The organism is Hominimerdicola intestinalis (genome assembly GCF_054655215.1).
In genome coordinates this window covers 19,025-32,054 of the sequence record NZ_BAAHNZ010000005.1, presented here as the reverse complement: position 1 = coordinate 32,054, position 13,030 = coordinate 19,025, and the positions used below count along the sequence as shown (strand labels likewise).

Sequence of the window (13,030 nt, the reverse complement as noted above, 5' to 3'; positions counted from 1 at the left end):
TTACATTCAATCAATATATACGGATTCAAGCGGCTTTCCCGCCGAATTGAGGAAAACATCGTCCATACTGCCGTTCACTACCTCAAAACCGCTGATCCTGTTTTTGACCTTTTCTATAAATGGCAGCGCTTCAAGCGTTCCTTCCGTATAAACCGCAAATCCGTAATCGGTTTTAATAAATTCCGATCCGATCAGCATATCGGATAGATCCTCTCCGGTATACAGTCTGAGCGTATCCTTCGCATATTTTTCTTTAAGCTCGAACGGCGTTCCCTCCGCACATATTTTTCCGCTGTCAATAATAACGATCCTGTTGGCGGAAGCAGCTTCCTCCATATAATGAGTAGTCAGGAAGACGGTCATTCCCGTTTTTCTTCTAAGCTCTTCAACTGTTTTCCATACGCTTTTTCTTGCAGCCGGATCAAGACCTGTAGTAGGCTCATCGAGGAAAAGTATCTCAGGAGTATGCATAAGTGCGGCGGCAATTTCACAGCGCCTTTTCTGCCCTCCGGAAAGCGTGGAGTATCTTTTTTCCCTGATATCCGCTAATTCAAGAATACTGCATACTTTATCCAGCTGTTTTTTTACGCCGCTTCTGTTCATACCATAAAGCAAGCCTTTGAAAATCAGGTTTTCTTCAGCTGTAAGAATACCGTCAAGGCAGTTATGCTGATAAACGATGCCTATTCTGCTCCTTATCTCGTTATCATTCCTTCCGAGCCTGTATCCGCATATTTCCGCTGTACCTGACGAAGGCTTCATAAGAGTTGAAAGCATATTTATAACAGTAGACTTTCCTGCTCCGTTTACACCAAGGAATCCGAACAGCTCGCCTTTTTCAACCGAAAAGCTTAAAGAATCAACTGCCTTGATTTTTCCATAGCTTTTGCTTAGATCTTCAGCTGTGATTATCTTCATATCCGTCACCCTTTCTCAAACTATAATTACAGTATATCAGTAAATTGCACTGGCTTTCAAGGACTTTAAGATAAGCTGCGGATAATAAAAAGTAAAATACATAACTAGATAGGCTGAGCTGCAACTTGAAATAAAAAAGGACGGTCTTCACCGCCCTGAAATTATATTAAATTAAATCTGCAATATATTTAAGCCGTCTTATAATTTGATGAATCCTCCTGCTGAATAACAGAATCGCCGTTTGATTTTGTTCCAGTACTGCTGTTCAAAAGTATTTCATCTAGCAATTCCCATTTTTCTTCGTCCTCCAGCGCTTTTCCGGAAACAGTAACTGAATCCGTCCAAAAACTTTTGAACGCATAACCGTCATAATCAATAACAAAAACTATTTCCAGTGCAGCATTTTCTTCACCGTTGTAATCACAGCTTCCGGATACCGTAATATATCTCAGATCTCCCTCGGCAGATACCTTATACTCGGCTTCCTCTTCGTTTATAAAAGCGTTGATCTGCTCTCCTACTATATTGTAGCTCACGTCTCCGCTTATATCTGAATAACCTTCAAGATTTATTACATAGCTATACTTTACCTGATCTGTAAAGGTCTGATCGTCAATCTGAAGGGAAAGGGTAAAACCATTGTCTATTACGGCGTATACTGTGAATATCGTAAAGAACACCGCAATAATATTGCTCTGCTTCAGCAGGCGGCATCTTTTATACATATATATCAACGGAAAAACAGCGGAAAAGGTTTTAATACCTTCTACAGGATAGCCTAATTTATCAAGCCTCTTCATATCCCTGAAACAGATTATACGACCGACTATAAGTACAAAAGCCCAAATTAAAATGCCCAGCCATTTATTCAGCGCATAATTTTCTAAATAAAGACCGAGAGCCGGAAGGATTGCAACATACCACATTGCTCCGTTCCTAAGCCTTGGCAGCTCGTTTAAATTTATTGTATTATTCTGCTCATACGACTGATTTTCCATCTTTATACTCCTTTAGCTTAGTTATTTTTTATTATATATCATTTTACAGTAATAATCAAGAGTATTTTTATATAGAAGCAATTGCGCTTTTAATTAATACTAAAATTGTATATTAATGTATTTATGCTTTGTTTATAACGTACACTAAATCAGTTTATATTATAAATATCTGGATTCTAAAAAAACAAATCGCAAAACTGCACAGAACGTTTATTTCTTTCAACCTTTTTCGACCGTTTAAACAAATAAAATAGGTTATTTTCATCTTATTTTATTAAATAATGTTACAAATTATATGCGTTTTTGACAAAAAATCTGAAAATCCAAACGAAAACCCCAGCATTTAGTTTTGAACCTTAAACAATTATTTTTCGACATTTATTAATCTCCGATAAATTTCAGATTAATACAATAGCAACTTAATATGCGAAAACAATTAAATACCGAAGAATTCATTGAAAAGCTCATATAAACACGGTATAATCTGAATTGTTAATTTTTAATCTTTTAGGAGGATATATGGAAGTTAATCAAAAAATAATAATCGGAGGAACAGAAAGTAATTCTGTTAAGAAACTTTCACAGATGTTGACCGATGAAGGAATGCAGATCATCAAAACAAGCAGCAACTCACTGGAGATTTTATTTGAAGTAATGGAGAATAAACCGGCGGCGGTACTTCTTACATCTGAAACCAGTCAGCCTGAAAAGCTGATCGAGGAGATACTTAAGATCAGTCCAAAGCCGATCATAAACTTCATTATTTTGAAGGACAGCCTTTTCCAGAGTGCAGTAAAACCGGATAAAAATATTACGGTACTGAAAGAACCTCTGAATGCAGAAAATGTTGCCTGTTCCCTGGTAGGTCAGCTTGGCAGAAGCGGAACAAATATAAAAAATGCAGCGGAATACCTAAGCCGTCTGCACAACTATGTATCCGATATTCTGTCACGTTTATGTATAACACCTAATTACAATGGTTTTATATATTTACGCGAAACGATAAAAATGGCTGTAATAGAGCCGGTCAATACCAGAAGCTTTTCAAAATGTGTTTATCCGCGTATTTCACAGGAATTTCATTCAAGTACTGCAAGTATTGAAAGAAATATCAGAACGGTTATCCAAAAAGGCTGGCAGAGAGCATCGCTGTCTGATAAAGCTGACATCTTCGGAACAAGCGCTGCGCGCTCCGACTGGCATCCTACAAACGGAGAATTTATTCTCATTATAGCTGATAAGGTCAACCGTGAACTGGACAGTCTTATTAAAGTTGCAAATTAAATATAATAAAACGGCGGGAGCGAAACCGGAGCTCCGCTCCCGGCATCCTATCTATTTTAACAGCGTAAGGCAGGCAGTCAGTCAAAGCTCCCCTGTGGGCGCAAAAGCGTTTCGTAATCTCTTTTGCGCCACTCTGACCGCACACTTCCGCTTTCCTATCCGCCGTTAATTACATTTTATGCGGCAATCTGTTTTATGCTACTTAAGCGACGAACCGCTTGCCGCGGCAATTTCCCAAACCAGCTTGATAATTTTTATTTTATTTTCCTTATGCAAAACTTTTGATTAAAAACATTAATATTTATTTTATTTTTAGACAGCGGTTTGGGCAGCTGTCTTTTTTCTTGCCTGACTAATCAGGAGGTGCCTGTCTCTTCATAATTTCCAACGCGACCTTTATCCCGTCGACTGCGGCAGACATGATCCCTCCCGCGTATCCGGCTCCCTCGCCGCAGGGGAATAGATTCTCTGCTGAAAGTGAATTGAGATTTTCGGTTCTGGTTATACGAACAGGAGAACTTGTTCTGGTTTCAGGCGCTGTAAGAACTGCATTTTCATCTCCGAAGCATCTCATCTTTCCTGAAAAGGCTCTCAGCCCCTCCGTCATAGTTTCTGTTATGAATTCGGGGAATATCCTGCGTAATTCACAAGGAACCGTACCTCTTGCATAGCTTGGCGCAACCTTTGTATTCAAATCAGGCTTACTATTTAAAAATCCCCTTACTGTAGTAGCTGGAGCGCATATACCCCCGCTTGCTTTAAAGGCGTTTTGTTCAATTTTCCTGGCAAAATACATTCCGTCAAGCGGAGAATATCCGTAATCCGCAGGAGTTACTGAAACCGCAAGAGCTGCATTGGCGTTTTTTCCGTTTCTTGCAAATTCGCTCATTCCATTAGTTACGATAGTTTCTTCCTCAGACGCCGCCGGAACTACTACACCTCCCGGACACATACAGAAGGTATATGCCGCCCTGCCGTCCCTGCGCCTGTATGAAAGCTGGTACTCACCCTTTGGCAGAAGCGGATTTCCTGCATTATTTCCGTATAAACTCTCTTCAACGTCTGTCTGCAAATGCTCGATCCTGGCTCCTACCGAAAACGGCTTCGGCTCCATAAATATCTGTTTTGCCGCAAGCATTTCAAAGGTATCTCTTGCCGAATGGCCTGTTGCAAGAACAAGAGCCGAACACTCTGCGCTTTCACTGCCGAAGCCTACTGATGCGACACTGCTGCCTATAACGGTAAAATCCTTTACCTCACTCGAAAACCTTATCTCCCCGCCCATTGAAATTATCCGTGCACGCATTTTTTTGATAATATCTCTCAGATTATCCGTACCTATATGCGGCTTTGCCTTTGAAAGTATTTCCTCCGGCGCTCCGAATCTGACAAACTGCTCCAGAACATATCTGCAAAGAGGATCTTTTATTCTGGTAGTAAGCTTGCCGTCCGAAAATGTTCCTGCTCCTCCCTCCCCGAATTGTACATTTGAACAGGTATTCAAAGCTCCGCCTTTCCAATAGTTATTGACGCTTTCTGTCCTGCGGTCAATGTCCTCTCCCTTTTCAAGTATCAACGGCCTGTACCCGTATTCAGCAAGCACCATACCGCAGAATATTCCAGCCGGCCCGAAACCTGCAATACAAACACGACCGTTTTTCTTTTTATCTGAGATCTCCGGCTCTATCCCGCTTGGTGAAACATAGGAAAAGCATCCGCCCTTTTCGCACAGCTCCCTTTCCCTGCTGCTGTCAGCAAGACTGATAAATACTGAATGAACAAAGCAAATATCACTTTGCTTTCTTGCGTCAAGTGAAGTTTTATGGATCTGCACAGATCTGACTGCGCTTTTTTTCAGACCTGCAAGTTTCAGCGCTTTTTCGATAACCTCCGGCTCAGAAGCCTCCAGCGGACACTTAATCTGATTTACAATAATCGGCATATAAATCTCCTTATATTTAAGCTGAAAGCGGTCTGTTTTAACGCAGACCGCTTTCAAATCCTGTACAATTGATTACGGACCTGACTTTGAAGCCTTGTCCTCTACCTCGATCTGAACCTCATTGGTTCCGTAGCACCATACCTTATTATATTTAGGAGAATAAATAGTAACGGAATGATTAGCTGAACCCGAGTTAACAACATCAGAAAGATTCAGTATTACTGTAAAATCATCAGAGGATATATTATTTATAATTTCCTGCGGGCCGTAAACTGTAACATCAGGTATCTGCTTTGTTTCAACGGTTACGCTTTTGCCTGACGGAATATTCCGGATACTTATCCTGTCCTTTGGGATCGTAAGCTTTCTTGAGGAATAGCCTTCCGAATCAAAAGTTACCTCGATCGTTCCTATACCTGTCTGATTTATTTCTCCGGAGCTGAGTGCGCTGTCAACCTCAAAGGAAAATTTCTTTGACAGATCAACGCTGCTAAGAGGTATAGTTCCCAGCTTTACATTCTCCGTATCAGCATCGTCAAGCTTCGGCGATATTACCTGGATACTTTCCTCCGAAAGCGTATACGGCAGCGACGATACGTCAAATCCCGGAGGACACTCTGTAAACTCCACATTGAAAACAGCTGTTTTCTTCTTATAAATAACAAAGTTTACATCAAATGATTTTACATCTTTAATCGTATATTTTGAAGCGTCAAGAACGTTGTCATCAGCGTCATAGAAAATTATGTCATTGGTAGGAATAGTGGTATCCTCTGAAACCGTTACAGATTTTGATACGTTAGCAACAACTCTTTCTATTTTCTTCAGCTCGTTTTCCGCTCCCTCTATTTCAACCTCCGAAGGCGAAACGGCAGTTTCCTTTAAAGTAAGTCCCTCAGCTGCATTGACAAGCGGCGCTTCAGTTCCTACTTCAAACTTCGCTGAGCTTATTCTGTCAAAGGTTACCTCTACAGTTTCAGGATAAACTGATACGATCGTTACCTTATCGGAAGAATGAGCTGATTTTACATCAATATCAAGATGATATGTGCCTTCCTTTGTAACCTGATCCAGATTGACAGTCGCAACAAGATCGTTGGCGGAATAATTTCCGATCTCGTAATTCATTCCCTTTATTTCAACGTCTACAGTTATATCCTTATAATTTAAAACCGAAAGTCCCTTTTCGTCAGCTTTCGTTCCATCCATAGAAAAATCAACCGGGACATTGGTAATAGTCTTATTTCTTGTAGGATATTGGGTAATGGAAAGAATAAACCATATAATTACCGCAATAATTACGGCAAGAATACGCAGACCGAAGTCAGCTTCATGCTTTTTAGGCGTTTTCTCCGCCTTTATTTTTTCCATTTAGATATCACCCTTCCTGCAAATGAATTTTCCTTGCCCGAACTTTCCTCATTAACAGGCACGAGTCGGAGAGTAAGCAGCTTTTTTAAGCTTTCCTTTGTAAAACCTCTTGTTAGCTCGCCGTTCTCCGCAACCGAAATAGTTCCGGTCTCCTCGGAAACAACTATAACGATAGCATCGGATATTTCGCTCATACCAATAGCAGCTCTATGTCTTGAACCAAGCTGCTTTGCGATAAGCTCCTCCTTCTGAGGCTTTGGCAGAAAACAGCCGGCGGCTAATATCATACCGTCGCGTATAATTACTGCGCCGTCGTGAAGCGGTGTATTCGGAAAGAAAATATTCCCAAAAACCGCAGCCGACGGAGTACAGTTAAGAATAGTTCCCGTATCTATCTGTTCGCCGAGTCTTGTCTTGCGTTCGCATATAATAAGTGCTCCTGTACAAGTGGAGGACAGATTCTGAGCGGCTTCGCATACTGCGTCGATACACTGTTTCCAATGCTCAGTATAATCGTCGGCATCGCCGTTTGAAAAAAAGCTGAATTCCGTAAGCTTCGTCCGCCCTATTTTTTCGAGAATCCTTCTTAGCTCCGGCTGGAACACAATAACTATAGCCAGTATTCCCCATTGGAAGCAGGTCTTTAACAGAAACCTCATAGTCTGAAGGTTAAAGAATACGGCGAGAAGGTAAAAAACAATAAGTACAAGTATGCCCTTTACCAGCTGCTGCGCCCTTGTTTCCCTGATCAGCTTTATTCCGTGAAATATTAAATACGAAAGAATGGCTATATCTATAATATCGCTTATCTGAATAGATTTGAAAACGCTCCATATAGCCAGTATTCCGTCAGTAATTGCTGTTAGCATACGTCACACCCTTTACATATTCGCTGAGGTATTTAAATATTTCAGCAGCTCCTGTAGAAATATTTAACCGCCTCGGCTGTCTTTAACATAAATTATAGCCCTATAGGTATTTTGTGATTTATGTAAATTTGCATAGCCGCAGGCCGCTGTAATATATTACAAATCAATTTCAAAACTGACATAACGGTTACATATATATCTATTTTACCATATAAAAATCAAAAGTACAATAGGTATTTTAAAAAAATTGCTTCATAACCGAATAAAATTTCCGCAGACACTAAATAGCCTGCGGAAATTTACAGATAGTATTCATTAATCGGCTCAATATGCTCTTACAGCGTCGATCAGTGCAAAAACCTGCTGTCTGGTGCTGAAAGCTGACGGAGAAAATCTTACAGTACCCTGAGAGATCGTTCCGAGAGTATTATGCGCTAAAGCAGCACACTGAAGTCCTCCCCTGAGCGCAAAGCCTCTGTCAGAAAGCCAGCCTGCGACCTGCTGTGAATTATTGTCGCCTATATTAAAGGATACAATAGGAACATAGCTGCATTCAGAACGGTATATCTTTATGTCCCGTACATTCTTGATACCGTCTATAAACTGACTGCAAAGCTCGCTTTCATGATTAAAAATTCTGTTTATAGTTTTTGCTTTGACAAAATTGAGTCCTTCCCCAAGACCAAGTATGCCTACCGTATTAATAGTACCGCTTTCAAGCCGTTCGGGAAGGAATGGTGTCTGCGCAAGCTCCGAGGAGGTCGCTCCCGTTCCGCCCTCTATTATAGTTGAAAGAGCATATTCTCCGTCAGTAATAAGAAGTCCTGTGCCTGTCGGTCCGTACAGGGATTTATGTCCTGACGTACATATAAAATTTATTCCGTCGTCAAGAGAAATATCCAGCAGTCCGCTGGCCTGAGCGCAGTCTGCGATAAAGCATATTCCCCTGCGTCTACAAAGCTGTGCGATTTGACGGTAAGGCAGTATTCTGCCGGTTACGTTAGACGCGGCAGTACAGCATATACACTTTGTATTAGGCTTGATCAGTTTTTCAAAATTTCTTACCGTTTCCTCATCACTGTCGGTAACATGGGCTATTGAATATTCCACTCCCCTAGTCTGTGATAACGCATATACAGGTCTTGAAACAGCGTTATGCTCGTAGTCTGATATGATCATATGCCCGCCGTACTGCATTATTCCCTTTACAGCCATATTTACCGCAAAGGTGCAGTTCGGCGTAAAAGCTACATTTTCCGGCTCGGCTGCAAACATCTGCGCAGCTTTGTTCCTGACATCGAAAACCTTTTGTGAAACCTGAAGAGAAAGCCTGTGACCGCTCCTCCCGGGATTTCCGCCGTATCTTGAGACCGCCTCCGAAACCGCGGTCCTTACTCCGGGCGGCTTAGGAAAGCTGGTGGCGGAATTGTCGAAATTTATGATGTTTTTCACATTTTATCACCGCCTGTTCATTCAAAATCGTAGGCGTCCTTATGAGGAATATTACCGCTTTCAAGAAATGCGATTATTGTATTAGGGTCGTTTTGCACCCTAAGAGAATAACCGCATCCCGAGCCTATATCCTTAGGCGTTCTCTGTATTTCACAGTACAGCCCTTTTTCATTCAGAAGTGCCTTGGCTTTCATAGCATAGGTGATAGAAGTCATTGCTATTAGGTATCTCCCCATTATTATTTCCACCTTTAAATAATTTGTCCGAGAAAATAAAATTACGGACACTATTACTATATGCCTGAACTCCGGCTCATGTTAATTGAAAATGTTCCACGTGGAACATTTGTGTTTGATATGTAAAAATCCGCCTGCAATTGCAGACGGACATAATTGCATAATTATTATCAGATAACTAAGCGTAAAACGAACTTCGGTACGGCTTTATTTTCGATATATCCTCTTATGACTGATTCCGTAAATAATCAGCTTTACTATTGCTTATTGTTTTATTATGACCTAAGAGCAAAACTAAAACACTGTCCAGATTACTTTAAACACGCCGAATTTTCCTGCATAATTCTCAGAGTTTCCAGTCAATCGGTTCAATTCCGCTCTTTGCAAGGTAGTTGTTAACAGCTGAAAAATGACGGCAGCCGAAAAATCCGTTATAGGCTGAAAGAGGCGACGGATGAGCTGCCTGAAAAACTCCATGCGCCGGATTAGTTATAAGAGCGGCTTTAGCTCTGGCGTTACCTCCCCAGAGAATAAAGGCTATCGGTTTGTTACGCTCGTTCAGCTTTCTTATAATAGCGTCTGTAAGCAGTTCCCAACCTTTGCCCTTATGACTGTTAGGCTGTCCCTCTCTTACAGTCAGCACAGTATTAAGCAGTAGTACACCGCTTTTTGCCCATTTAGTTAACTCTCCGCTTTTAGGCGGCGGATAACCAAGATCCGCCTGAAGCTCTTTGAAAATATTTTGCAGCGACGGAGGAGGGTTTACTCCTTCTCTTACCGAGAAGCAAAGTCCGTGAGCCTGTCCCGGACCATGATATGGATCCTGCCCGAGTATGACCGCCTTAACATCATAATAATCAGTATATTTAAGTGAGTTGAAAATATCATACATATTCGGATATATATGATGTGAAGCGTATTCTTTTTTCAGAAATTCCCTCAGCTTCAGATAATATTCGCTTTTAAATTCGTCTTTTAAAATCTCATCCCAGCTGTTTCCTATATGTACCATATCAGTAAACTCCTACGACCGTTCCGATAACGATACCAAGAATCATAATAGCTGCTATAGCTATTACAGCAATTCTCATAATAAGAGGTTTTTTATTATTGTTCATAAAATACATTCCTTTCAATTCCAAAACATACTATTTATATAATAGCATATAATTACCGCAAAATCAACCTTATTTAAATTTTTCAAAAGCAGTTTTAAATATTTGTGAGAAACGTCAAAAAAAATATACATTCTGCCGAAAAGTATTTGAGATATTGAATTTTTGTGAAAAATATAGTATAATATTAATTGTAAAAAAGTGACGTAAGGGGGTGCGGAAATGAAAAATACAATGCCAGCCGTTTCGGAAATATTATACGGACAGTACATCGCAGATTTCACAGACGGAGGTATAATTCTGTCCGCTAATGACGGTTTCTGCAAGATCACAGGATATACTCAGCAGGATATAGAAAACGGTTCAGTATGTTTTTATAACTTTATTCCTGAAGAAGATTACGATATATATATTAAAAAAGTAGAAGAGCTTCAGAAGGAAAGACGAGGAGGTTATCTTGAACACCGTTTTAAATGCAAAAACGGAAGATACATCCATGTAATTTGCTACGCAGACGACTATACTGCCGAAAACGGACATTTCCGCTCAAAAATTACAATCTGCGATTTTACCGAAAATATAAATCTCAGGGAAAAGTACAGGCTTTCAAAAATGGAGCTTGATGCTCTTATGGACAATGTGCCGGGCGGCGTGGTTCTTTATGAAATAAAAAACAATACGATCAGGATCGCCGACGCCAATGATGATTATTACAGTATGCTTGGCTATACCGATAAGAAACTTCATCCCGGAGTTGTAGGTCATCTTCTCAAAAAAGGCGAGATGTCAAATTTTCTGAAAACGCTCAGCAGATGTATCGAAAACCGCAGCGATTTTTCTTATGAGTTTAAATTGACAAAATACGACGGTAAGCCGGCTTGGATGTGTCTTAAAGGTAAATACTTTGATACCTCAGAAAATGGCTCACATTTTATATATGCTATTCTTCTCGATGTTTCTAACGCAAAGAAAGCGGAGCGCGAAATCTTAAATCAAACCGAACGCTTTAAGATAATTGCAGAAAATACCGAAGAAGTGTATTTTGAATACAATGTCACCGAAGATACTATGTTTCTTGCAAACTGCATAAACAGATACGGCGAGGAAGATAATATCATAAAAAATTTCTGGAACGAGCTGAAATGCAAACCTTTTGTTCACCCTGACGATTTCAAATCATATCTCAATTCATGGATAGAAATATGCTCAGTTCCTCAAAGAGGAAGCATTGAGTTCCGAACAATGGCTTATGACGACGATTATACCTGGTATAAGCTGCCGTACGTCAGCGTAGCCAACGAACAGGGTGAAGTCACTAACGTCTACGGCAGGCTTTTCAGCATAGAACACGTTAAAAATCTTAAAATGACTATCGACAGCGAACGCGCTGAAATTGAACGCCTTACAACGACCGACGCGGTTACCGGACTCCTGAACCGAAAAGCCTTCAAAGAACGTGTATCTTCTTATTTAGCAAGCGGTTTTGACAGCTCCGGCTGCTACGGTATAGTATATTCCGATATAAACGACTTTTCATACGTCAATGACAACTTCGGATCGGACGCAGGTAATCAAATGCTGTACGACTTTGCCGAAATTATCAGAAGCACCGAAACTAATATATACGGCTGCCGTATATATTCAGATTATTATGTCGGCCTGTATAAAGCTCCTTCGCGTGACGCTCTTATTGAAAGCATAAAGCTGAGAAATGCCAGGTTTACCGAATTCCATAAGCATAAATATCCTGCAAGCGATATACATATTTCAAGCGGACTTTATTTTATAGATTCCGATGACGTTGACGTAACTATAGCTATGGACAACGCAAATCTTGCCCGCAGAAGCGTAAAGGGCATAAAGGATATTCCCTGCGGAATCTATACTGAAAGAATGCGCAGACAGCGCAGCTATGAACAGGCTATTGCAAGCGAGCTGCTTCCTGCAATAAAAAACGGTAATATTGAGTTATTTCTACAGCCTAAATTCTCTCTTGACACCAGAGAAATAATAGGAGCAGAGGCTCTCAGCAGATGGAGAAACAGCGACGGCAGCTATAAGCTTCCTTATGAATTTATATCAATACTTGAAAATGTCGGATATATCGTTGAGCTTGACTTTTTTATTTATGAACAGGTGCTTAAAACTCTTCTTAAGTGGAAGAATAAGGGTATGCGTATGCTGCCTATATCTATAAATTTCTCAAGGCAGCATAATAATTACAGCTCGTTTGTAGGAAAGATAACGGAAATGGCAGATCAATATGGGATCGACCGTAATCTGCTAGAAATAGAGATTACGGAAAGCAGCTTTACAAAAGATATAAATGTTATGTTCACCAATATGAAAAAGCTTAGAGAAAACGGATTTAAAATAGATATAGACGATTTTGGAATGGGATATTCGTCGCTGAGCGTTCTTCTTGACGCTCCTGTCGATATTGTAAAGCTTGATAAGGTATTTATCGATAATATAGTTGCAAGCACTCAGGCAAGAGAATATGTTAACCAGATATGCAGTCTTATAAATTCAACCAACAAGGAGATAATATTTGAAGGCGTAGAAACTGAGCGTCAGGCTGAAATTCTATGCAGATGCGGTCACAGAATGGCTCAGGGATGGCTTTTTGATAAGGCGCTTTCAGTAAAGGATTTTGAAAACAAATATATGAAGGTACAGGTAACTAACAAATAAGCGCCGCTGCCGGCGGAATGGATTTTTTACGGAATAAGCCGATAAAACCGTTTCTCCGGCACGGCTTTTTTCTTATAAGGCTGCGTAAAAAGTTTTAATAAAACTATTGCAAACAAATTTATAATGTGATATAATAATTTTAAGCATTGCT

The 13,030-nt window shown here is 40.3% G+C and carries 10 protein-coding genes; 2 read left to right on the top strand and 8 right to left on the bottom strand.

Annotated elements, in window-relative coordinates; genetic code table 11:
- Positions 1-6: 6 nt before the first annotated feature.
- Both ACYQ0H_RS06275 and ACYQ0H_RS06270 read right to left on the bottom strand, forming a co-directional pair.
- Positions 7-918, bottom strand: coding sequence for an ABC transporter ATP-binding protein (locus ACYQ0H_RS06275; RefSeq protein WP_459811987.1), 912 nt, complete (start codon positions 916-918; stop codon positions 7-9).
- 188 nt (positions 919-1,106) lie between these two features.
- Positions 1,107-1,916: a hypothetical protein gene (locus ACYQ0H_RS06270; protein ID WP_459811986.1), complete on the bottom strand. Its 810-nt coding sequence runs from the start codon at positions 1,914-1,916 to the stop codon at positions 1,107-1,109.
- 519 nt (positions 1,917-2,435) lie between these two features.
- On the opposite strand from ACYQ0H_RS06270, the gene ACYQ0H_RS06265 reads away from it, so the two are divergent.
- Complete coding sequence (locus ACYQ0H_RS06265) at positions 2,436-3,200, top strand: sporulation initiation factor Spo0A C-terminal domain-containing protein (RefSeq protein ID WP_459811985.1); 765 nt, start codon at positions 2,436-2,438, stop codon at positions 3,198-3,200.
- A gap of 352 nt (positions 3,201-3,552) precedes the next feature.
- Here ACYQ0H_RS06265 and ACYQ0H_RS06260 read toward each other — a convergent pair whose 3' ends face one another.
- From ACYQ0H_RS06260 to ACYQ0H_RS06235, 6 genes are all read right to left on the bottom strand, one after another.
- Positions 3,553-5,142, bottom strand: coding sequence for an NAD(P)/FAD-dependent oxidoreductase (locus ACYQ0H_RS06260; protein ID WP_459811984.1), 1,590 nt, complete (start codon positions 5,140-5,142; stop codon positions 3,553-3,555).
- Between the two features lie 72 nt (positions 5,143-5,214).
- Positions 5,215-6,513 (bottom strand): CdaR family protein, encoded by a 1,299-nt coding sequence (locus ACYQ0H_RS06255; RefSeq protein WP_459811983.1) that lies wholly within the window; start codon positions 6,511-6,513, stop codon positions 5,215-5,217.
- Positions 6,501-7,382, bottom strand: coding sequence for a diadenylate cyclase CdaA (gene cdaA, locus ACYQ0H_RS06250; protein ID WP_459811982.1), 882 nt, complete (start codon positions 7,380-7,382; stop codon positions 6,501-6,503). Before cdaA ends, ACYQ0H_RS06255 begins: the two co-directional genes overlap by 13 nt.
- A gap of 324 nt (positions 7,383-7,706) precedes the next feature.
- Entirely contained in the window at positions 7,707-8,834 is a 1,128-nt protein-coding gene (locus ACYQ0H_RS06245; protein ID WP_459811981.1) for an aminotransferase class V-fold PLP-dependent enzyme, read from the bottom strand.
- A 17-nt stretch (positions 8,835-8,851) separates the two neighbouring features.
- Positions 8,852-9,070, bottom strand: a complete 219-nt coding sequence (locus ACYQ0H_RS06240; RefSeq protein ID WP_459811980.1) for a putative Se/S carrier protein — start codon at positions 9,068-9,070, stop codon at positions 8,852-8,854.
- Between the two features lie 346 nt (positions 9,071-9,416).
- Positions 9,417-10,082 (bottom strand): uracil-DNA glycosylase, encoded by a 666-nt coding sequence (locus tag ACYQ0H_RS06235; RefSeq protein WP_459811979.1) that lies wholly within the window; start codon positions 10,080-10,082, stop codon positions 9,417-9,419.
- Between the two features lie 325 nt (positions 10,083-10,407).
- On the opposite strand from ACYQ0H_RS06235, the gene ACYQ0H_RS06230 reads away from it, so the two are divergent.
- Positions 10,408-12,879, top strand: coding sequence for a bifunctional diguanylate cyclase/phosphodiesterase (locus tag ACYQ0H_RS06230; RefSeq protein WP_459811978.1), 2,472 nt, complete (start codon positions 10,408-10,410; stop codon positions 12,877-12,879).
- Positions 12,880-13,030 lie beyond the last annotated feature (151 nt).